Raw genomic sequence first — 22,297 nt, 5'->3', positions numbered from 1 at the left:
GTCTACTAAGATTATAGATTTTGATGAGTATCACAAAAGCACGGATCTCACGAGGAGCTAAAGCGATGCCGCAGACACGAGTGGTGGGTATTTCAGGCAATATCACGCGTCCGTCCAGGACACGCGCATTCGTGGACCATATCGTCCACCGGCTGGCGGTTGATGCAGGGGCGTCGGCGCAGACCTTCGATATCGAAGACTTCGGGGCGTCGCTGCCTCCTGCGAGAAGGCTCGACGAACTCGCACCGGAAGCGCGCTATGTCGTCGGCCAGATGCTTGCAGCCGACATTCTGGTGGTGGGGTCGCCGACCTTCAAGGGAAGCTATACCGGCCTCTTCAAGCACGTCTTCGACCTGCTCGATCCCTCCTCGCTTCGCGGCAAGCCCGTCATCCTCGCCGCCACCGGGGGCGGGGAACGCCACTCGCTGATGGTGGAGCATCAGTTGAGGCCACTGTTCGGCTTCTTCGAGGCATTGGCGATCCCGACCGCGATCTACGCTTCCGACAAGGACTTTGCCGACGGCTCTCTCGCCTCCGAGGCGATCCATGAACGCGTCGGCAGGGCGGTCGGCGAGGCAACGCAGGCGCTCGCGCGCACCGCCAGGGCAAGCCTGGCGGCTTAACCGCAATTTCAACCCAACCCGGTTTGCGTCGGCAATCGAGGCGAGTGACGCCGGCCGGCGAAGCAAATCCAACGGAGGCAGCGATGACCAGACAGATCAAGCTTGGAGCCTTTCTTCCCGGCGGCGGCCAGCATATTGCCGCCTGGAGGCATCCGGGCGCTCCGGCAGATGGTGCCACCAATTTCGAATTCCACAGAAGGCTCGCCGAGACCGCGGAGCGCGGCCTGTTCGACGCCTATTTTCTCGCCGACAACCTCTCCGTCGGGCTTGGCGGCCGCGAAGGCGGCAATGCGAAGATCGCCGGTTTCGAGCCTGTCACTCTCTTTGCAGCACTCGCGCCGCTGACGAGCCATCTGGGCTTCATCGCCACGGCATCGACGACCTATGAGGAGCCCTACACGCTCGCCCGCAAGTTCGCCTCGCTGGACCTTCTGTCCAACGGGCGGGCAGGCTGGAACGTGGTCACCTCCGCCGGGGACGAGACCGCGCGCAACTTCAACAGAGAGACGCAGCCGAGCCACGCCGACCGATACGAGCGCGCGCACGAGCACGTCGAGACCGTCAAGGCTCTATGGGACAGCTGGGAAGATGATGCCTTCATCCGCGACAAGGCGACCGGCCGCTTCTTCGATGCCGGCCGGGTTCACGACATCGACCACAAGGGCAAGCATTTCAGCGTCAAAGGACCGCTGAACGCGCCGCGTCCCGTCCAAGGACATCCGGTCGTGGTGCAGGCGGGGCAATCCGAGGACGGACGCAGGCTTGCGGCGGCCAGTGCCGAGGTGATCTTCACCGCCCATCAGAACCTCGCTTCGGCGCAGGAATTCTACCGCGACATAAAGGCACGCGTGAAGCACGCCGGGCGCAACCCCGACCATGTGCTGATCATGCCGGGGGTGGCCCCCTTTGTCGGCCGGACCGAAGAGGAGGCGCGCTCCAAATATGAAGAGCTGAATGCGTTGATCGTGCCGGAGGACGGCGTGGCGCTGTTGAATGGCCTGACCGGCGGCACGCTCGACCTGACGGGATTTCCGCTCGATGGGCCCTTGCCCGTCAGCAATGAGACAGAAGGAATGAAAAGCCGGCAGGCGCTGATCCGAAAGATCGCGGACGAGCATGGCTTCACCATCCGCCAGCTCTATCAGTGGATCGCGACCGCACGCGGTCACTGCACCGTCGTCGGCAGCGCCGAGCAGGTCGCCGATCAGCTCGAGGAGTGGTTCCTGAGCGAAGCGGCCGACGGTTTCAACATCCTGCCACCATGGCTTCCGGGCGCGCTCGACGATTTCGTCGATCTGGTCGTCCCCATACTGCAGAGACGCGGCCTGTTCCGCACCGCCTACGAGGGGCGGACGCTGCGGGAAAATCTCGGACTTCCCCGTCCGGCGAACCCGTGGACTTTGGCCCGCGCGGCCGTTCAGGCGGCCGAGTAAGAGGGGAGACACGAAAATGAGCTTGCAGGAACTCGACAGGTCGATCATCCACGAAGGCGGCAGCGTCAGCGCAAAAGCGGACGAGTATCTCCGCCGGTCAGGCGCCGCCGCCGGCAGCTGGCTGTCGCGCTACGGACTGCTCATCGCCTTTCTTGCGCTCTGGCAGGCGGCCAGCACCGCCGGCTGGATCAATCCGGCCGTGTTTCCGTCCGTCGGTGCCATCCTTTCCGCCCTGTGGACGGGAATTTCCGGCGGAGCCTTGCTCGACGACATCGCGATCAGTCTTCAGCGCTCCGGAACCGCCTTCGTCGGGGCGGTGGTCCTGGCCATACCGCTCGGTCTCTTGATGGGGGAGGTGCGTCCGATCGAGAACGCGCTCGATCCCGTCCTCCAGCTTTTCCGCCAGACGTCCGCGCTCGCTCTCTATCCGGTTTTCATTCTGCTTCTCGGACTCGGCGAGGCGTCGAAAGTCTTCGTCATCTTCTGGGCGACGCTCTTCCCGTTGCTTCTGAATACCATCAACGGGGTCAAGGAAGTGGATTCGAAGCTGATCGAGATGGCGCGCGTCTATGGCGCGTCGCGTCTCACTGTGTTCCGTCGCGTGGTTCTTCCGGGCGCCGTTCCTTCGATCTTCGTCGGCCTGCGCCTGAGTGCGACGACTGCCCTGCTGCTGCTCATCGCATCCGAGATGATCGGGGCCAATAAGGGCATCGGGTTCCAGGTCATGAACGCCCAGTACAATTTCCAGATTCCCCTGATGTTCGCGGCGATCTTCATTCTCGCCGGGCTGGGGCTCGTCTCCAACTACGCGCTGGTCTTTGCGCAGCGCCGCCTCTGCCGCTGGAGCGACGCCTCGAACTAGAGCAATTCCAGAAAAAGTGCGCAGCGGCCTTCCGCCCGGAACTGGGGCAAAACGGCCTCGACATTCGAAACTTCCAGATCATGGAAAAGGTGACATATGACGATTTCCATTCGCGCCCTCGCATTCGGCAGCCTGTTCTCGATCGGGCTTTCCAGCCTTGCAGCAGCAGAAGCTCCGGAACCGGTGACGCTGCGGTTCCTCGCGAGCCAGGGCAGCCTGTCGCCGCACGAACTCGCCTATGAGCTCGGCTATTTCGACAGCCTCGGCATCAGGCTCGAGAATGTCGGTTATGCGGGAGGCGGGCCCGCATCCCTGTTCGCGCTTGCCTCCGGCAGCGTCGACATCGGCTCGGCGGCGACCGCAGCCGTCATCAACTCGATCGCCGGCGGAAACGATTTCGTCGCGGCCTTTCCGACCAACGGCATCAACGAGCAGGTCAAGAGCATATTCTACGTGCTCGACGACAGCCCGATCAGGTCCATCGAGGACATCGCAGGTAAGACGATTGCGGTGAATACGCTCGGGGCGCATCTCGACTATGCGGTACGCGAGGCGCTGCACAGCAAGGGTTTGCCCGAAAACGCAGCAAACCTCGTCGTCGTACCCGGGCCGCAGCTCGAACAGACGCTCCGGTCGAACCAGGTCGACATCGCCGCCGTGGGATACTGGCAGGCGACCTTCAACGGCCAGATCTTGGATCACGGCGGGGTGCGCGCGGTCTTCGACGACACGGATGTGCTCGGCGAAATTGCCGGCGGTTTTGCGGTTCTCAGGCGGGATTTCGTCGAAAAGAATCCGGAGGCCGCCAAAAACTTCGTTGAACAATCCGCGCGCGCCGCCGACTGGTCACGCGAGCATCCGGAAGAAGCGCGCGCCGTGCTCGCCCGTATTCTGACCGAGCGCGGCGAAAACGGCGATCTCGCGAGGCATTGGACGGGATTCGGTCTACGAAAGGGCGCGCAAGCGACCGAGCGCGATCTGGATTTCTGGATCGGCGTTCTCGAACGCGAGGGCAGCCTGCCGCAGGGCAAATATAAGGCTTCCGATCTTCTGTTCCGGCCGGACGCGACGTCCGCCGCGGCGAATTGAGGGGGTGAAAATGGCTGAAGTCAGAAGCCTGCGCAAAGGGGAGGTGGCGTTGCGCGATCTCTCGAAATCCTTCCGGATCAACGGGCGGCGGCTCAGCGTCCTCAGGAACCTCAATCTGGACATCCGGTCCGGGGAATGCCTTGCAATCGTCGGGGCGAGCGGATCTGGCAAGACGACATTGCTGCGGGTTCTCGCGGGTCTCGAAACGGCCGATGCGGGCCGGGTATTGATCGACGGCCGGCCGGTTGCCGGTGTCGGCAAGGAGCGCGCGGTCATATTCCAGGAGCCGCGGCTGCTTCCCTGGCTGACGGTTCTCGGCAATGTGGCCTTCGGCCTGAAGGTGCGAGGCGAGGATTCCGGACGCGCCGAGGAGCTTGCACGTCACTACATTTCGCTTGTCGGCCTTGCCGATTTCCAGGATGCCTATCCGAAGCAGCTTTCCGGTGGAATGGCGCAGCGGGTCGGGCTTGCACGAGCGCTGACGGTAAAGCCCGAGATCCTGCTGCTGGACGAGCCGCTGGGCGCCCTCGATGCGATGACGAAACTGACGATGCAGCAGGAGCTCGAGCGCATCTGGCGGGAGGAGAACGTGACGATGGTTCTGGTCACGCATGATCTCGAGGAGGCCATCTATCTGGCGGATCGTGTCCTGGTACTGCCGAAGCAACAGGACGGAGCGCCGAGAGTGATCGACATCGACTTGCCCCGGCCGCGCGATCGCAGCGGCGCACGCTTCGTGCGCTACAGGCAGGAACTGCTTCGGGAATTCGGGCTGCACTGACGCACGCGCGCTTCCTCCATAACCCCCGGACAAAACAATAACCGGGGGATTATGGATTTCCGCCCATATTTCATTTTTGCATCACCGTTTGACATGGCAGACTGCCCGCTGTCGATTGCGATTGATGTAAAAGGAAGCGATGCCGGCCGGGAGTAGCGGCGTCGCGGGGGAGGAAATATGACAAGGCTCATTCTGGCCGCGCTCGCGGCTCTGGCAACGAGCGTCGCGGCGCAGGCGGATACGATCAAGGTCGGCGTCGTCGGACCGTTTTCCGGTCCCTTTGCGCTGCAGGGCAAGAACTTCAAGGCGGGCATCGACGCCTATATGGCGGTGAACGGCGCCAAGGTCGGCGACGACGATATCGAAATCCTATACCGCGACGTGCCGCAGGCGGACCCGGCCCAGTCCAAGGCGCTGGCGCAGGAGCTGGTCGTAAAGGAAGGCGTGCAATATCTCGCCGGCTTCTATTTCACGCCCGACGCGATGGCCGTCACGCCGCTGCTCGAGCAGGCGAACGTGCCGCTGGTGATCATGAATGCCGCCACGTCGGCGATCGTCACCAAGAGCCCGCTCGTGGTGCGCACCTCCTTCACGCTCTGGCAGACATCCACGCCGATCGCCAAGGTGGCGAAGGATGCCGGCGTCTCGAAGATCATCTCCGTGGTCAGCGATTACGGTCCGGGTGTCGATGCGGAGAACGCATTCAAGGCCGGCTTCGAGGCGGTGGGCGGCGAGATCGTGGAGGCGATCCGCATGCCGCTGTCGACCAACGATTTCTCGCCGATCATGCAGCGCATCAAGGATTCCGGTGCCGAAGGCGTCTTCGCCTTCCTGCCGTCCGGCCCGACGACGCTCGGCTTCGTCAAGGCGTTCAACGAAAACGGCCTCAAGGATGGCGGCATCAAGTTCTTCGCGCCGGGCGACCTCACCCAGGAGTCCGACCTGCCGGCGCTGGGCGACGCCGCGCTCGGCCTGCAGACGACCTTTCACTACGCCGTTTCGCATGACTCGCCGGAAAACAAGGCCTTCGTCGAGGCGGCCGCCAAGGCGATCGGCAATCCGGCCGAGCTCTCCTTCCCCGCGGTCGGGGCCTATGACGGCTTGCATGTCATCTACAAGATGATAGAGGCGACGGGCGGCGAGCAGGATGCTCAGAAGGCGGTCGATGCCGTGAAGGGGCTCTCCTGGACAAGCCCGCGCGGGCCGGTGTCGATCGATCCCGAATCGCGCCATATCACTCAGAACATCTATCTGCGCGAGGTCGCCAAGGCCGATGACGGCACCTATTACAACAAGGAGATCCAGACCTTCGAGAAACAGGGCGATCCGGGTCTTGCCGCGGTGAAATGATCGGCGGCCATCATCTCGACCGGTTCATAGGAGCCGCCGTATGCGACGGCTGCACTGCTGGTTTGGCGGAAGCCTTCCGGAATGAGGACCGAGGGTGAAGCCTTGCCACACCGTTAGGATGCGCTCATGCAAACCATCTCCAGCATAGCCGTCGATGCGCTCGCCTATGGCATGGTGCTGTTCGTGATCTCGATCGGCCTTTCGGTCACGCTCGGCCTCATGCGCGTCGTCAATCTTGCCCACGGCGCCTTTGCGATGATCGGCGGCTATATCGCATCCTATGCGGCGCGTGATCTCGGGCTCGGCTACGGGGTCGCGGTGCTGATCGCGGTCTTCGGCACGATCGTCATCGCCATCCCGATCGAGCGCCTGCTCTATCGCCGCATCTACGGTCAGCCGGAGCTGACTCAGGTGCTGATGACGATCGGTATCACCTTCTGCATCATCGGCATTGCCAACTACGTCTTCGGCCCGACTCTCAAGACGATCCCGCTGCCGCCGAGCCTCGAGGGCTCCGCCGATCTCGGCTTCCGCTCGATCGCCGTGCACCGGATCTTCGCCATCGTCTGCGGCCTCACCGTTGCCGGAGCCCTCTGGTTTGCCATCGAGAAAACCGCTTTCGGGGTCAAGCTCCGCGCCGCCGTCGACAATGCGGCGATGGCGGCGGCACTCGGAGTGCGCACGGAGGTCGTCTATGCCGTGAGTTTCGCCGTGGCTGTGGGGCTTGCCGCGTTCGGCGGCGTCGTCGGCGCGGAACTGCTGCCGGTCGAGCCCTATTATGCGCTCAGATACATGGTCACCTTCCTGGTGGTCGTTTCCGTCGGCGGTGCGGGGTCGATCCCGGGTGCACTTGCCGCCTGCCTCCTGCTTGGCGGCATCGATACGACGGGGCGGTATCTGATGCCGGAATTCGGAGAGTTCTTCTTCTATCTCGCCGTCATCGCCATCGTCTGCGTGTTTCCGCGCGGCCTTGCCGGGAGGATGAAGTAGGTGACCATGGCAACGATGAACGAAGCAGCCACGGCACTTTCTGCGGGCAGGCGGGGGCTCGGCCGCGATCTTGCCGGCCTCGCCGTGATCCTCGTGCTGGCCGCCATCGGCTACCTCCTCTTTCCGAACAATCTCGCGCTGCTCACCCGCATCATAGCGATCGCGCTGCTGGTCCTCTCGCTCGATCTCGTCACCGGCTATTGCGGCGTCGCGACCCTCGGCCATGCCGCGCTGTTCGGCAGCGGCGCCTATGCCGCCGGGATCGCGGCCGTGCATTTCGGCATTACCGATCCGCTCCTCATGGTCGGCGCCGGTATCCTCGGCGGTGCGGTGGCGGGGCTCGCCTGCGGGGTCGTGATCCTTCGGGCGCACGGTCTCCCGCAGCTCGTGCTCTCGATCGCGCTCATCCATCTGTTCCATGAATTCGCCAACAAGGCATCGTCCTGGACGGGGGGAAGCGACGGACTGGCCGGCATCGTGCCCGATCCGCTCATCGGCCTTTTCGCCTTCGACCTCTGGGGCCGCACGGCCTATGTCTTCGGCGTCGTGCTGCTCGCAATCGTCTTCGTGCTCCTGCGCCTCGTCGTGCGCTCGCCCTTCGGCATGCTCTGCCGCGGCATCAAGGAGGACCCGATCCGCATTCGGGCGATGGGCGCGTCGCCGACGATCGCCATCCTCAAGATGTATGTGATTTCCGGCGCCGTCGCCGGCGTCGGCGGGGCGCTCAACGCCGTCTCGACCCAGGTCGTCGGTCTCGACAGCCTCTCCTTCACGCTCTCGGCCGAAAGTCTGGTCATGCTCGTGCTCGGCGGTACCGGCTCGCTCTTCGGGGCGCTTACCGGCACGATCGTCTTCATGTTCTTCGAAGATCTCGTCTCGGCGGCCAACCCGTTCCATTGGCTGACCATGGTCGGGGCCTTGTTGATCGCGGTCGTGCTCTTTGCGCCGAAAGGGCTTTACGGCACGGTCGCAGAAATCCTCGCGCGGCGACGGGGCGCGGGCCGATGAGCGCCATATTCGAAGCCAGAAATCTCAAGCGCTCCTTCGGCGGTCTCGCCGTCACCAACAATGTCAGCCTTTCCATGGCACCGGGCGACCGCGTCGCCCTGATCGGCCCGAACGGTGCCGGCAAGACGACCTTCGTCAATCTCGTCACCGGTAATCTGAAGCCGGATGCCGGAGAGGTGCGGATCGGCGGCGAAACCGTCACCCATATCGAAGCGATCGGCCGCGTCCGCCGCGGTCTCGTGCGTTCGTTCCAGGTGACGCGCCTTTTCCAGGACATGACGCCCGCCGAGCACGTGGCGCTCGCGATCCTGCAGCGCGACGGCCGGGCGGGCCGCATGTTCGGCAATTTCCTGGCGATGCCCGGGGTGATGGCAGAGGCCGGTAGCCTGCTTGGCAAGCTTGGCCTGCGCGATCTGGCGCACCGGCCGGTGCGCCAGATCGCCTACGGCCAACAGCGGCTGCTGGAGATCGCGGTGGCGCTGGCGCTCAAACCTAAGGTGCTGCTGCTCGACGAGCCGGCAGCCGGCGTGCCGCAGAGCGACACGGGCCGCATCGAGCAGGCGCTCGCCGAACTTCCCGATGACCTTGCCGTCCTGATGATCGAGCACGACATGGATCTCGTCTTCCGCTTCGCCAAGCGCGTGATCGTGCTTGCTGCCGGCATGGTCATCTTCGACGGCTCTCCAGCCGACGTCACCAAAGATCCGCGTGTGCGCGAAGCCTATCTCGGGAGCTATGCCGATGCCGGCAGCGCCGCTTGAGGTTGACAATCTCTCCGCCGGCTATGGGCCGACGCGGGTGCTGGAGGGGATTTCCTTTTCGGTGCCTGCCGGCGCGCGGCTTGCGGTTCTCGGCCGCAACGGCATGGGAAAGACGACGCTGCTCGCTACGCTCGCCGGCCAGACGCGCCGTTACGACGGACGCATCCGTATCGGCGAGGCCGACGTCACCACGCTGTCGAGCGCATCACGCGCGTTGAAAGGCCTCGGCTTCGTGCCGCAGGCGCGCTGCGTCTTCCCGTCCCTGACGGTTGAGGAAAATCTCTTCGTCGGTCTCAAGGGCCGGCCGAAGACGGCGCTAAGCGAGGCCTATGAGATGTTCCCGCGCCTCTACGAGCGGCGCCGAAACCTCGGCTTGCAGCTTTCCGGCGGCGAGCAGCAGATGTTGTCAACCGCCCGCTCGATCCTCGGCCGCCCCTCGGTCCTGCTGCTCGACGAGCCGCTCGAAGGACTGGCGCCGGTCATCTGCGAGGAACTGATGAAGGCTTTCGCCGAGCTCGCGAAGACCGGCGACATGACCATCCTGCTGGTGGAGCAGCGCATCCAGAGCGCCCTCGATTTCGCCGACCGGGTGATCATCCTGGAGCGCGGCAGGCTCGCCTGGAGCGGAACGCCGGAGGCGCTGGCGAAGGAGCAGGCCACGGTCGAGCGGCTGCTGGGGGTCTCTTGATCTCGGCTCCGGCGCTCGTTTCGAGTTGTCCGTGAGCACCTACACGGGGAGATGGCCCGCAAGGGCCTGATCGAATATGGAAACGCCGGCAGCGTCTTTGATGATTACCGGGGTGGCAGGGTAGGCGGCAAGCGCATGGGTCGTGATCCACGCGGACGCGACCGGAGACATCCATGCGGTGAGGTTCAGGATGTCTTGGTGCAATATCGGAATCGGTTGAGCGAGAATGGGCTCATAGTGGGCGATCCGATTACGCAGCCGGCGAAGGTCGCGCAGCTTTTGCGCAATGATCGCGCGCTTGAGGCCGGCGGTCTGAAAGATCGGGCGAAGCGTTCCCCAGAGGTGGTTCGAGGAGCGACCGAACACTGAACTCCAGAACCCGAAACTCAGTTCCGCGATCATCTGGCTGTGGGTGGCCGCCTTGCCGTCGCGGAGAAGCGTCTGCTCGGCCTTCGCCACGCAATCCTGCTGGTACTTATCAGTCAATACGGCGGGGTCATGGAGCCACGCTGCACCATGGATAGCGGTCAAGGCACCGTCCACCTTGTTCCGCAAGGCAACCTCCATCATATGAAGAGAGGCGTAGAAGTCGGCGGATAGTCGAACGTTATAGCTATACAGGCGCTCGCCCAAGACCACGTCACCCTGAGCCCACCCCAAGTAGGTGGAGAAGCGATCCGCAGAGAGAATGTCGGCAAGGGGCATGTGGAGGGATTGCGGTCTGGTTGCTGAAGGATAGCTGCTAAACTAGTGCCTGTCCATAAACGCCTGTTTTTCGGCGGTTTTGAAAGGTAGTTTGCCGGCTGACACCGTTTCTTGGGACGCGCGATGGCACAAGGCGGCGCAGGTTATGTCCCGAAGAGCGATCTGGCGGCAATAGGTCATAGGGTATGGGCCGACGCTCGCCGGACTTACTCTGAACGCCACCGGATCAGGAGCGTCAGGTCGGCCTGAGGCGGGCGAAGAGGGCGAGATTGTAAGCGACCACCGAGGACCAGACATAAGCCTTGAAGTGGTCGAGCCCACGCCAGGTGCAGCGCCCCAAGCCATAAGCGCGTTTCAGGCAAGAGATGCCGGCCTCGATGCCGGCGCGGAAGTTGCGCAGCTTGCGATAGATCCGCCGGCTGCTGACCATGTCTTCGATGCTGAGGCCGCGCTTCTTGTGGAAGGCCATGTCGCGGATGCCGCGAGCTTTGGCTCCGCTCAGATTTTCGCGGCTGGCATAGCCGCCGTCGGCCGCCGCCTGACGCGGCGGCTCGCCGTAAAAGGCGATGTGGCGTTCCAGCATCGGCAGCAAGCGCTCGCTGTCGGTCGGGTTGCCGGCTTCGATGACGAGGTCGAGGATCAGTCCGCTTCTGCCGGTGGTCAGATTGAGTTTGTGGCCGTAGTCGACGTCGCGGCTGCCCTTGACGATGATGTTGGCATGCGGCTCGAACAGGCTCACCAGCTTCTCGCCGGCCGGAACCGGCTCCCCGGCCAGGACCCGCCGTTCGGTCTGGGCGATGATCCGCTCGATCAGCGGCCGGTAGTGGCGGAGTTGGGCCTGCCACAGTTCGCCGGCCGGGCCCGCCGTCAGCGGCAACTGTTCACTGGCCTGCTGCAGATAACTCAAGGTCGTGCGCGTGATCTTGAGCAGTTCGCGGTAGTGCTTGATCCGTTTAGGGCGGCCGCGGATATATTCGATCGCCCGGGCCCGCTTCTTTGCCGCGCGGCGATGGTCGTGCCATGGAATGGCGCTACCCAGTGCCTCGGCCTGCTGCAACAGCCGCACCGTCACCCGGACAGCGTCCCATAACAGGCTGCTGTCGCTCGGTTCATGGATCAGTGCGGCGGTAACGGTGCTGTCCACGCGCACGACCTTGCCACTTTCCAGCTTCTCCTGCCGGGCGCTCGCCAGCAGCACCCCGTTGATCTCTTCAAAGGTTTGCGCCCGGATCGCGCTGATCGTCTTGTGCAAAACCGACTTCTTCGGGTTCCAGCCCCACGGCAGCCGGGCAAACGCCCGGAACGAGGCGGAGTCTTCGAGGTGGAAGGCCAGTTCCTGGTAACTCAACTGGCGATGCTGCTTGAGCAGCGCGCAGCGCAGCACAGCCTCGGCTGGTAGCCCCTCGCGGCCAGTCTGTCTGAGACCATGCCGGCGCAGGTCCCGCGCCACCAGCCCGAGCAAATCGCCATGCTCATCCAGCCATTCCGACATCGCCTTCAGTTCACGACCGATCTCGTGTTCGGCGAAAAGATCAAATATGCTGGCTTGGACGGTGCGTTCTTGGCGCATTGTCGGCTCCGGCGGTGACGGGTTTGTCTTTAGAATCAGTAGCTTGATCTAAAGTATACCTGAAACCGCCGGGCTTTGCCCACGCAGATATCGCGATTCACTCAATAAATTCAGCAGTTTACCGTTTATGGACGGGCACTAAACTAGGTGTGGGTCTTGTAACGAGACGGTCTCCGTGCCATATAGAGCACGTATCCCCCGGCTGGTCACTGCTCCGCACACCGCCGGGGCAAGTTTTTTCTGGGGTAGACAGCAGGTCATAGCGTCCCCAAGTAGAGAACATTCTACTTACCACAAGGCTCGCTTCCCGCTCGATGAAAGCGTCCCCGCGGAGGTGCATGGCATGAGCATCGCCGCGCTCTTCACCACCGAAAAGCCTTTGAGACGCGACGACGCCTTTCTGCGGGCGCTGAGCCGCATCAGTAAAGCCCCTTCTTTTTCAGTTGATCCTTCTGACCTGGAGGGTTTTCGCGGCCGGCTTCGGCGGCTTGCATTGAGCGCCAAGCCCGTGATTTGCCCCTCATCCGCTATTTCAGCAGCCGTTCCCGCTCGCGCTCGTAATAGCGCGCGAGCGGCGGCAGCGCCGCCTTGAGTTCATCGAACAAACCGTCATCGGAAGCGATCTCGCCGCTGTATTTCCCGGCGAGGTAGGCGCGGTGGCGCGCGAGCGCCTGTTCCGAAGCGCCGTCGACCAGGGTGAAGACGGGGGAGACCGTGCTGCGTCCCTTGACGGTGATGCGGTCGAGCTCGGCAACCGCAAATTTCCGGGCGGCGAGTGTTGCAGTACTTTCGCCGAGGAGCAGCGGCACACCGTAGTCCTTGGAGGCACCTTCGAGGCGGGAGGCGAGATTCACCGCATCGCCCAGCGCCGAATAATCGAAGCGGCGTGCCGAGCCCATATTGCCGACGACGCATTCGCCCGTGTTGATGCCGATGCCGATCCTCAGCGCCTTCGGCGGACGCCCCGCCGCTTTCGCCTCGGCTTCGAGCTCTGCGTTGAGACCGCGGAGGGCGGCAAGCATGTCGCGCGCCGCCTGAACCGCATGGACGGCATGGTCCGGATCGTCGAGTGGAGCGTTCCAGAAGGCCATCAGGCAGTCGCCGATATATTTGTCGATCGTGCCTCGTCGGTTGAGCACCGCCTCCGAAAGAGGGGTCAGGAGCCGGTTGATGAGCGTCGTCAGTCCCTCCGGATCGTCCTTCATGTCCTCCGATATGGTGGTGAAGCCGCGAACGTCGCAGAAGAGGACGGTGAGTGTCCGCCTTTCGCCGCCGAGCTTCAGCTGGGATGGGTCGCTTGCCAGCCGCTCGACGAGGGCCGGCGAGAGATACTGCGCGAAGGCACGGGTGATTTCGCGCCGCCGCCGCCGTTCGTCCGCGTAGTCGAGGCCCGCCTGCCCCACCGCCACGGCGAGAAAGGCAAGTGCCGGGGCGAGGGGCGAGACGAGCGCATGGCCGAGGCGCATCAGGCCGTAGCTTGCAAGAAAGATCAGAGTAAGGGCGAGGGCGCCGTAACCGAGCGTTTTCCAGCTCGTCGACCTGAGGACAGCAAGGGCTGCGGCCAGGCTGGCGAGGATGATCGCCGCGATGGCAATGCCCGCGCCCGCCTGCCTGACGAACAGCCGGTGCACGAGATTGTCGTAAATGGTCGCCTGGATTTCGGCACCGGCGACGCGGCCGCGGGAGAAGACCGTGTCGGAGGTGGGGAAGGCATCGACGCCACCGCCCGCGATGGTGGGCGCGTTCTGCAGGCTCAGGCCCACGATGACGACCCTGTCGCGGAAGGTGCCCTCCGGCAGGAAATTCTCGGGGTCGAGCGCCTGATAATAGGAAACGGTCGGATAGGTCCGGGCCGGGCCGAAGGTCTGCATCAGCGCCCTTCTCGGCGGCACCGCCAGCTCGGCGCCGGCGACGGTCGCGAGCGTTGCGGCGAAACCGTCCGGATAGGCGGGGATCTGCCGGAGCGCTCCGTCGCCGCTGAGGCCGACCGAGGCGATGCCGACCTTCGCGCCCCGTGCCAGAAAGGCGGGAAGGGGCTCGGTCCTGACGAACTGCTCTGCCTGCGGTGTCCGGATCAGCGTCTCGTCGCCGGCAAGCACCACATCGGGCCCGAGAACTTCGGCGAGCGCCTGATCGTTCTCCGGCGCGGCGGCCGGTTCGGCGAAGATCACGTCGAGGCCGATCGCCCGGGCGCCGGCGGCCCTCAGGGCTTCGATCAGGCGGGCGTGCAGCGCGCGCGGCCAGGGCCATTGACTGCCGATCTCCGCCATCGAGGGTTCGTCGATAGCGACGATGACCGGGCCGTCTTCCGGTAGCGATGGCCGGCCGACGATCGAAAGATAGTCATAGGCGCGCAGGTCCACCAGCGACCACGTACCGGTCAGCGAGACAGCCGAGACGAGGGCGGCCACGACGGTCGTCAGGGCGGCAAGCTTTACCCGCCGGGAGGAAAGGCGAAGCTCGCGAAAGTCGTTCATCAGAACCGCACTTTGACGGTGCCCTTGACCGTGGGACCCCAGCCGGGCAGCCCGTCGCGCACCTCGAACTCCTCGTCCAGAAGGTTGAAGCCGGCGAGCTCGACTTCGAACCGCTTGTCGAAGGGCTCCCATTGGAGAGCGGCGTCGAGCGTCCAGAAGTCGTCGAGTGTCGTGGTGCCGTCGGTACGCTCGCCTATATAGTTGGCGGCGACGGTCGTTTTGACATTGGCTGTGCTGACAAAGGTGAGTGCTACCTGGCCTGAATATTCAGGCAGAAAGGGTAGATCGCCGCCGGCGCCGGTCGAGAGGTCCTCGCTTTCGATCCGGGCCACCGTCGCCGACAGGCCGAATCCATGTCCGAGCGCCATGTTGGCGGTTACTGCCACGCGGTCGAGACGGCCCTTGTCGAAGTGGAAATCCGTCAGTGGGAGGAAGGGGCTGGTAACTGGGGTGGCAATCGAACCGTCGCGGATTTCCTGGTGCTGGTAGTCGACAGCGGTGAAGAGCCAGTCGCTCCACTCGGCATCCCAGCGCAAGGCCAGCGTGTCGGCATAGCCTTCCGTGCCGATAAGGAACTGGTTGGGCTGCAGCCCGACGATGCCGACCGGCGCAAGCGTGGCAGAGCCGAAATTATAGCCTTCGCGCTGGAGAGCCGCGCGCAGCCAATGGCCTTCGGCTGGTGCCCAGGCGATCCCGAGCTTCGGTTCGAGCCGGATATCGTTGTCGTTGACATCCTCGATATAGCGGGCGAACAGAGCACCTTCGACCTTGAGGTCGGGGGTGATTTCGTACAGGCCGTCGATATAGGCTTTAGCCACGGCGTAGGTGTCAGAATCGAAGATAGGCGATGGTGGCACAGGCGGCGGCGGAACGGAGGTGAACGCCGTCCTGCTATCCGACCGTATTTTTCCTCCCTCCAGGCCGTAGCGCCACGTTAGATCTCCATCGCCATACATGTGGTTCATGGCGGCAATATAGGTTCGCTCCTTTGCCTCTATCTCGAGGTTTCCAGTGCCGGTGACATCCCGAACAGCAAGACTATCGACGGTGCGAAGTTCTTTGAAGAAGAGCGCGGCGTTTCCGACGTTGCGGTATCCGAATGTATGGCTCCATGCGAGCCCGGAAATGAGGCCGGAAAACTCGTCTCCTATCTCAAGGTCAGGCGGAACGGGCAGAAATTGCTGGGTCTCCTCGATATCGGAATAGTTCGCGAAGGCTACAATGCGGTCATCGGGCGTCGGACTGGCCGTAACGTAGCCGTTGCCTCCGATTATCCGCAGGTCACGTTCCAGGCGCGCGCCTCCGGATTCGACCGTATCCCGCGGCTCCTCCCACTGGAACGTACCGTAGACGCTGATGGGGAACGGCGAGACCGTAAATCCCCGAACCGCAGCTTCCCCGACCCATCCGGTATGGTCCTCATTGACGAGGAACCCGCCGCCGAGCTCCGTCTCGAAAAAGGGCGAACGCAGCAGATTGACCGTTCGCTCGCGGCTGGCGAGCATATGCGGCTCGATCAGAAGCCCCTGGATGAGAGCGGAAAAGCTTGTGGTATTGACCGTGTTCGCGACGGCGTTGGCGGTGAAATCGTAAGCGTTGAAGAAGGGATTGACGCTGCCGCGCACCGCCTGGTCGACATAGCTGGCGCCGGTGAAGGGATCGAAGACGGCGTCGCCGTAATATTGACCCCAGGCATCCAACCCCTGCAGCCGGAAGGCGTCGTTGAGCGTCGAACCTTGCTCCTGGTTGGCGCCCAGTGCCGCCGTGTCGCCGCCCTTGGCGCGGGTGCGGCGCAGGGCTTCCTGAGCATTGCGAATGGCCGCGTCGGCATCATAGGCATCGATCGCGATCGCGGTTCTGACCGTCGCCACGACGGGATCGTTCGGGTCGAGCCGGTCGGCATTGTCGAGCGCCTGAGCTGCCGGAACGCGGTCGCCCTTCTCGTAATGCGCGGCTGCGAGCAGCAGCTGTGCGTTCGAATAGGCCGGGTTGGCCGTCGAGCCGGCGAGCAGGTCTTCCACCGCCTTGTCGGCCTCGCCGTTCTGCATGTGGTAGCGGCCGCGCGCCACGAGCGCCACGTCGAAGGAGGGATCGACGGAAAGCGCGGCGTCGATCTCGCGCTTCGCCTCGGCCATCCGCATCTCGTCCATGTATTGTATTGCAAGGTTTGCGTGCGAGACGGGATCGAGCGGATCGAGCGCGATCGCCTGGTTGAAGGCGGCCTCCGCTGCACGGTTGTCGCCGCGCGCGCCCTGGACCAGCCCGAGGGCGTTCCAGATCGACGAGGAGCCTGGGGCAGTCTCGAGCGCCCTGTTCAGGTCGGCAAGGGCGGCATCGAGATCGTTCTCGATGTAAGAGCGGTAATGTGCGCGCGCCTCGAGCGCCGTCGGGTCTTCAGGGTCGATCGCAAGCGCCCGCTCGACGCCGTCGCGAAGCTCGTCGCGATCGTCCAGCAGCAGGGCGAGCTGCGCGCGTGCCGCAGGCAGGGTCGGGTCGTCGGGATATTGCTGCTCGGCCCTCTTGATCACTGCGATCGCCGCCGGAATGTCTTCGCGGAAGCCGGCGGTCCAGGCCCTGACCATGCCCGCATAGCGGCCGCTGGCATTGCGCGGCGGCTCCTCGACGCGTTCGGGGTTCGCGAGCCCGCGCGAGAAATAGCCGCCATAGGCCGCGATCGTGCGGCGGCTCGGGTCGAGGCCGCGTTCGGCCCTGGCGAACAAGCGCGCCGCCTCTTCATACCGGTTGGACGAGCCGGCGATCAATGCGCGCACGAGATCGGCACGCGCTGCCTGGGATCGGCTCAGGCCCCGTCCCGCCGCTTCCGCGAGCGCGGCCTGAGCCTTGTGGCGGCCATCGAGCGAAAGATAAATTTCCGCAAGCGTCAGCCACTCCTCGGTCGTGCGCGAGCCTGCGGGTTTCGCTTCGACGCGCGCGCGCTCCCGACGCATTTCGGGAACGCTGAAGGGCGTGGCCGGCATCCAGACGAAGGCGTTGCGGAGCGACAGATGAAAGAGCATCTGCTCGCGGTCCTTCGGGGTGACGATCACGATCTTCGTCGGTGCGCTGCCGATCGCCGCAACGGCGCCTTCGCCCTGCTTCACAGTCACGCTGCCATAGGCATTGCTGAGTTCGACGACACCTTCGAGGACGACGAGCGAGGTCTTGCCGTCGGGGCCGACCGTCAGCGTCCAATCGGTGCCGCGAATGGCGGCGGCCGCGGCCGGCGTGTCGATGACCAGGCCCTCGCCGCCGCGCTCGGCCCGGGCCCAGATCGTCCCTGATTCCAGCCCGAATTTCGTGTCGCCCGCGCCGATTTCCTTAACGCGCAGCGCGGTATTGCGCCCCAGTCTTATCTGCGTGTGATCTCTGAAGAGGACCGCGAGCGCGCCGGTGGCATTGGTGCGCAGCACATCGCCGGGAATGAGATCCTGAGCGAGGTCGACGACCCGCCAGTTGGAAACGTCGACGAAACGCACCTCCTCGCCGGACTTGCGGGCGATAACGGAGCCGGCGGCCGGCGAGGGGCGCGGAACGGGCTCGGCTTGCGCAGACAAGGGCGCAAAAAACGTCGCCGCGGCAAGCAATGCTCCCGTTCTTCTTCCCCGCATTCTCGTGTCACCCCTCGTTATACTGAATCCAGTGAATTTAGAGGGGAGAAATGTCAAGAGCCCAGTTTTGGGCGGATGTTTTTACTCGTCGAGTGTAATAAAGAGGAGACGACTAAAGGGGAGTGGCGAATGGAAGCCGGGGGTAATCTGTACAAACTCGATCTGCCAAGTGAAGGAGCCGGGCCGGAAGTGGCACTCGGCGCCTATTACGATCACATCAGGAAGATCAACGATGTCTTCGCCGATCAGATAAAGACGTCGGACCAGAAGGCGGCCTATATCTTCACCTTCATGTTCGCCTTTCTCGTCACTTCGCAAGAAGGACGGAGCGTCTTTTCCTGGCAGCGTTACGCCGAAGGCGGCGGCATGGCGCTGGCCCTGTCGGCAATGCTTGCGCTTGCTTCGGTCTTCTCCATCGTGTCGGCTATACTCGTGGTGCTGCCGAGGAAGAGCACCACCTCCACAACGCTGTTCTGGGGCGCCTGGTCCCGTCATCGCGACAGCTTCATCCGAGCGGCGGAGACCGGCGATCAGGCCTATCTCTTCCGCCAATATGCCGAGAATGCGGACGCGCTTGCGGCGATCGCCTGCGGCAAATACCGCTGTGTCAGCTTTGCTTTCCGCGGCCTGCTGGTAACGGTGCTTTCCTATATCTGCCTGCTGGCGGTGAAATGATGGCGCCGAGCGGTGATGCCCCTCTGGCCGGCAGGCCAGAGGGGGTATTTCGCTTTTGCGTCGACGCTCTAGACCGCGTCGCGCACCCGTTCCCAGGCCTTCCTCAGATGAAGCCCCAGCACTTTCGATAGCCTGGCCTTGTCGCGCGCTTCGAGTGCGGCGATCATTTCCTGATGTTCGGCGACCGCGGCGGCCCATTTCTCCGGGCCTTCATGGCCGATGAAGCGGATGCGCTTCAGTCGCGTCTGCAGCATGGCATGCATGTCGGCGAGGGCCGCATTGCCCGAAAGCCGGGCGATGGCGGTGTGAATGTCCTGGTTGAGCTTGTAATATTGCATCCGGTCGCCCGCCTCGTAGCGGCGCACCATTTCGTCGTGGAGCGCCCGCACTTCGGCAATCTCCGCATCCGTCGCGGCCTCGCAGGCAAGCCTGCCAGCGAGCTCCTCCAGGGTCTGCAGCACGGTGAGCATGTCCTGAACGTCCTTGGCGCTGAAGCGCTTGACGACGGCGCCGCGGCTCGGGACGAGCTCCACCAGGCCTTCGCTCGCAAGATACTTGATCGCCTCGCGCAGCGGCGTGCGCGATACGCCGAGCTGCTCGCCCAGTTGCCCCTCGTGCAGACGGGTTCCGGGCGGAAGGTCGCCCTCGATGATCATGTCGCGCAGATGACTGACCAGCGTGTCGTGCAGTGCGGTGCGTCGGATGGGGCCCGGGCCGCCTATGGGTCGCTGCTCCAGTGATTTGAGTTCGTTCATTTTCTCGTCTGAACCTTGGGCCCGCCGCGCGGCCCTTCCCCTTGAGTGTGCGCGATTAAATCAGCGCCGTTCATTCAAGCATGGAGACTGCCCCGGAAGTCGTCAACAGAAAATGCTGCATACAGAATACAAAAGACTTGATGCAGAATTTTGAATGACGTATGAGACATTCAAGCATGAAGCGGAGGACATCTCGAATGACGACATCTGGAGCGGACGGAACGAAGGAGCGGCGCCCTGTGATTGCGCTGGCCATGGGCGACCCCGCGGGAATCAGCCCGGAACTGACGGCGCAGCTTCTGGCCCTTTCCGACATCCGCGACGCGGCGCACATCATCGCCATCGGCGATCGCCGCATCCTCGACGAGGGCGCCCGGGTGGCCGGCGTCACGCTGGATCTGGAAGCCGCTTCGCTCGATGCGCTCGACGACGCCGGCACCGTCCGCCACGTCTTCGTGGATCTCGCCCATCTCGATCCGGCCGATGTGGTTCGCGGCGAGGCGACGCTTGCCGGCGGCACCTTCGCCACGCGTAATTTCCGCACCGCCCTCGAACTCGCCCATGCGGGCAAGGCCGATGCCGTCTGCTTCACCCCCTTCAACAAGAAGGCGATGCGCTTTGCCTATCCCGGCTATGACGACGAGATCCGCTTCGTCGCCGATGTGCTTTCCTTCACCGGAAAAGTTCGTGAATTCAATGTTCTCGAAAAGGTGTGGAACGCGCGGGTGACGTCGCATATCCCGCTCAAGGACGTGGCGTCCCACCTGTCGGTGGAGGCGATCCTGGCCGAACTCAAACTGACTCAGGCCTGCCTCAAGGATGCCGGCTACGAGGAGGCGAAGATCGCGGTTGCGGGACTCAATCCGCATGCCGGCGACGGCGGCAGCTTCGGCATGGAAGAGATCGACATTATCGAGCCGGCGGTCGAGAAGGCCAAGGCGCTCGGCTTCAACGTCGAGGGGCCGTTCCCGGCCGATACGGTCTTCCTCCGGGCGCTGAAGGAAGGCTTCAACGCGGTGATGACCATGTATCACGACCAGGGTCAGATCGCCATGAAGATCATCGGCTTCGACAAGGGTGTGACGATGATGGGCGGACTGCCGTTCCCGCTCTGCACGCCCGCCCATGGCACCGCCTACGACATCGCCGGCAAGGGGATCGCCGATATAGGCGCAACACGCGAGGCGATCCTGCTTGCTGCCCGCATGGCGAAGAAAAAGAGGACGCTTTCGGCTGCTGCCTGAATTCGCACGCTTTCGATGAATACCGGCGTGAGGGGAGGTCTCGCGCCGCAATCCAGCTCAAAGGGAGGACCACGCATGAAAAAATCCGTCTCCATCGCAGTAATCGCGGCCGCCGCTTTCGGCCTTGCCGCGCCGGCATCGGCCTTCGAGCCGAACCGCCCGGTCGAATTCGTCGTCACCGCCGGCCCCGGCGGCGGCACCGATATCTTCGCGCGCACAATCCAGGCGATCATCGGCAAGTACGAGCTGATGAAGGCACCGGTCGTCGTCACCAACAAGGGCAGCGCCGGCGGCGCGGAAGGCTTCGTCTACACGGCCGGCTACAAGGGTGATCCCTACAAGCTCGCCTTCGGTACCAACAATGCCTATCTGCTGCCGGTCCGCGCCAAGGTGCCCTATACGTCCGAGGACCTGACGCCGGTCGCCTCGCTCGCGTCCGACGAGTTCGTGCTCTGGGTCAATGGCAAGGCGGACTACGCGACGGCTGCCGATTTCGTGGCTAAAGCGAAGGAAGGCGGCCTGAAGATCGGCGGCAGCCAGTCCAAGGACGCCGACCAGATCCTGACTTCGATGATCAACGACGCAACCGGCGCCAAGATCAACTACATCCCCTTCAAGAGCGGCGGCGAGGCGGCCGTTCAGCTTGCCGGCGAGCACCTCGACGCCAATGTCAACAATCCGAGCGAGAACCTCGGTCAATGGCAGGCCGGCATGATCAAGCCACTCTGCGTCTTCAAGAGCGCGAAGTTCACGAGCGACGCCAAGGTCGCCGGCGACAAGGCCTGGAGCGATATCCCGACCTGCAAGGAAGCCGGCATTCCGATCGAGAACTACTCGATGCCGCGCACCGTCTGGCTGCCGGCCGACGTCGAGCCTGAGGTCGTCCAGTTCTATGCGGATGTCCTGCGCAAGGTCTCCGAGACCCCGGAATGGGCGAAATATCTCGCCGACAGCTCGCAGTCTCCCGGCTATATGACCGGCGACGAACTCAAAGCCGTCATCGAAAAGGATGGCGCGACGATCGGCGAAGTGCTGAAGCGCGAAGGCTGGCTCGCCAACTAAGGACCGGTCGATGGGCGCCTAGGCCCGGGGGATGAGGATGCGGGCAGAACCGCATCCTCATCCCGGCCTCTCGGACGCCCGTTCTCCGCTTGGAAAGGTCACGATCATGAGTGAGAACAGTGCGAATGGGATCAGCCGCTTTGCGGTGGAACTCGGCGTTGCCGCGCTGACGGGTGCCTTCGGCATCGCTGTCTGCTACGGCTCCCTCGACATCGGTGCGGGCTGGACCGACATGGGTCCGGATGCGGGCTATTTCCCCTTCTATATCGGTCTGCTCATCGTTCTCGGCAGCCTCGCCAATATCGCGCATGCATTCTTCAAGCATCGCGGTACAGGCGAGATCTTCCTCGACGGCGCCCGCGCCAGGGTGGTCGCCTCTTTCCTGCTGCCGGTTGCGGCCTTCGCCGCCGTTTCCGCCTGGCTGGGACTCTATGTCGGGACGGCACTCTACATCGCCGCGACCATGCTCTTCCAGGGGCGTTACAAATGGTGGATCGCGATCCCCGCAGGACTCGGCGTCTCGATCTTCTTTTTCATCGTTTTCGAAATCGGCTTCCAGGTTCCGTTGCTGAAGGGACCGGTCGAAGCCTGGTTCGGAATTTACTGACCCGCAAGG

19 protein-coding genes are annotated in these 22,297 nt (G+C 63.7%); 14 read left to right on the top strand and 5 right to left on the bottom strand.

What is annotated here, in order from left to right; translation table 11 throughout:
- Positions 1–65 precede the first annotated feature (65 nt).
- The 10 genes from msuE to AC5J09_RS10240 all read left to right on the top strand — a co-directional run bounded on the left by msuE (position 66) and on the right by AC5J09_RS10240 (position 9,585).
- On the top strand, positions 66–623 hold the full coding sequence (msuE, locus tag AC5J09_RS10285) for an FMN reductase (protein WP_275599460.1): 558 nt from the start codon (positions 66–68) through the stop codon (positions 621–623).
- 83 nt (positions 624–706) lie between these two features.
- A complete protein-coding gene (locus tag AC5J09_RS10280; protein ID WP_494297548.1) occupies positions 707–2,056 on the top strand; it encodes an LLM class flavin-dependent oxidoreductase in 1,350 nt (449 codons plus the stop codon).
- A 16-nt stretch (positions 2,057–2,072) separates the two neighbouring features.
- A complete protein-coding gene (locus tag AC5J09_RS10275; RefSeq protein ID WP_494297547.1) occupies positions 2,073–2,918 on the top strand; it encodes an ABC transporter permease in 846 nt (281 codons plus the stop codon).
- A 96-nt stretch (positions 2,919–3,014) separates the two neighbouring features.
- Positions 3,015–4,007 carry an ABC transporter substrate-binding protein gene (locus AC5J09_RS10270; RefSeq protein ID WP_494297546.1) on the top strand — a complete coding sequence of 331 codons (993 nt, stop codon included), beginning with the start codon at positions 3,015–3,017 and terminating at the stop codon, positions 4,005–4,007.
- 10 nt (positions 4,008–4,017) lie between these two features.
- Complete coding sequence (locus tag AC5J09_RS10265; RefSeq protein ID WP_275599458.1) at positions 4,018–4,788, top strand: ABC transporter ATP-binding protein; 771 nt, start codon at positions 4,018–4,020, stop codon at positions 4,786–4,788.
- A 177-nt stretch (positions 4,789–4,965) separates the two neighbouring features.
- Positions 4,966–6,138, top strand: a complete 1,173-nt coding sequence (locus tag AC5J09_RS10260) for an ABC transporter substrate-binding protein (RefSeq protein WP_018096150.1) — start codon at positions 4,966–4,968, stop codon at positions 6,136–6,138.
- A gap of 126 nt (positions 6,139–6,264) precedes the next feature.
- The gene (locus tag AC5J09_RS10255; protein WP_494297545.1) at positions 6,265–7,128 is read left to right on the top strand and encodes a branched-chain amino acid ABC transporter permease; all 864 of its coding nucleotides are present in this window, start codon (positions 6,265–6,267) and stop codon (positions 7,126–7,128) included.
- Between the two features lie 6 nt (positions 7,129–7,134).
- Positions 7,135–8,136: a branched-chain amino acid ABC transporter permease gene (locus AC5J09_RS10250; RefSeq protein ID WP_494297674.1), complete on the top strand. Its 1,002-nt coding sequence runs from the start codon at positions 7,135–7,137 to the stop codon at positions 8,134–8,136.
- Positions 8,133–8,897, top strand: coding sequence for an ABC transporter ATP-binding protein (locus AC5J09_RS10245; protein WP_494297544.1), 765 nt, complete (start codon positions 8,133–8,135; stop codon positions 8,895–8,897). The genes AC5J09_RS10250 and AC5J09_RS10245 overlap by 4 nt, the downstream gene beginning before the upstream one ends.
- On the top strand, positions 8,878–9,585 hold the full coding sequence (locus tag AC5J09_RS10240; RefSeq protein ID WP_494297543.1) for an ABC transporter ATP-binding protein: 708 nt from the start codon (positions 8,878–8,880) through the stop codon (positions 9,583–9,585). Before AC5J09_RS10245 ends, AC5J09_RS10240 begins: the two co-directional genes overlap by 20 nt.
- Positions 9,586–9,624: 39 nt before the next feature.
- Here AC5J09_RS10240 and AC5J09_RS10235 read toward each other — a convergent pair whose 3' ends face one another.
- From AC5J09_RS10235 to AC5J09_RS10220, 4 genes are all read right to left on the bottom strand, one after another.
- A complete protein-coding gene (locus AC5J09_RS10235; RefSeq protein WP_494297542.1) occupies positions 9,625–10,290 on the bottom strand; it encodes a hypothetical protein in 666 nt (221 codons plus the stop codon).
- Between the two features lie 235 nt (positions 10,291–10,525).
- On the bottom strand, positions 10,526–11,860 hold the full coding sequence (locus AC5J09_RS10230) for an ISNCY family transposase (RefSeq protein ID WP_324763945.1): 1,335 nt from the start codon (positions 11,858–11,860) through the stop codon (positions 10,526–10,528).
- A 527-nt stretch (positions 11,861–12,387) separates the two neighbouring features.
- Entirely contained in the window at positions 12,388–14,337 is a 1,950-nt protein-coding gene (locus AC5J09_RS10225; RefSeq protein WP_494297541.1) for a CHASE2 domain-containing protein, read from the bottom strand.
- A complete protein-coding gene (locus AC5J09_RS10220; RefSeq protein ID WP_494297540.1) occupies positions 14,337–17,945 on the bottom strand; it encodes a FecR domain-containing protein in 3,609 nt (1,202 codons plus the stop codon). Before AC5J09_RS10220 ends, AC5J09_RS10225 begins: the two co-directional genes overlap by 1 nt.
- A gap of 129 nt (positions 17,946–18,074) precedes the next feature.
- Between AC5J09_RS10220 and AC5J09_RS10215 the strand changes: the two genes are divergently transcribed.
- Positions 18,075–18,620: a Pycsar system effector family protein gene (locus AC5J09_RS10215; RefSeq protein WP_100671250.1), complete on the top strand. Its 546-nt coding sequence runs from the start codon at positions 18,075–18,077 to the stop codon at positions 18,618–18,620.
- A 68-nt stretch (positions 18,621–18,688) separates the two neighbouring features.
- Here the strand turns inward: AC5J09_RS10215 and AC5J09_RS10210 are convergent, their stop codons facing one another.
- The gene (locus AC5J09_RS10210; protein WP_494297539.1) at positions 18,689–19,375 is read right to left on the bottom strand and encodes a GntR family transcriptional regulator; all 687 of its coding nucleotides are present in this window, start codon (positions 19,373–19,375) and stop codon (positions 18,689–18,691) included.
- A 197-nt stretch (positions 19,376–19,572) separates the two neighbouring features.
- Between AC5J09_RS10210 and AC5J09_RS10205 the strand changes: the two genes are divergently transcribed.
- From AC5J09_RS10205 to AC5J09_RS10195, 3 genes are all read left to right on the top strand, one after another.
- Complete coding sequence (locus AC5J09_RS10205) at positions 19,573–20,619, top strand: 4-hydroxythreonine-4-phosphate dehydrogenase PdxA (protein WP_324764524.1); 1,047 nt, start codon at positions 19,573–19,575, stop codon at positions 20,617–20,619.
- Between the two features lie 75 nt (positions 20,620–20,694).
- The gene (locus tag AC5J09_RS10200) at positions 20,695–21,681 is read left to right on the top strand and encodes a tripartite tricarboxylate transporter substrate binding protein (RefSeq protein ID WP_494297538.1); all 987 of its coding nucleotides are present in this window, start codon (positions 20,695–20,697) and stop codon (positions 21,679–21,681) included.
- Positions 21,682–21,787: 106 nt separating this feature from the next.
- Entirely contained in the window at positions 21,788–22,288 is a 501-nt protein-coding gene (locus tag AC5J09_RS10195) for a tripartite tricarboxylate transporter TctB family protein (RefSeq protein ID WP_100671613.1), read from the top strand.
- The last annotated feature ends 9 nt before the right edge of the window (positions 22,289–22,297 follow it).

This window comes from Sinorhizobium sp. (assembly GCF_059070375.1).
The sequence above is the reverse complement of the archived record's forward strand: the minus strand, read 5'-3'. Positions and strand labels throughout refer to the sequence as shown.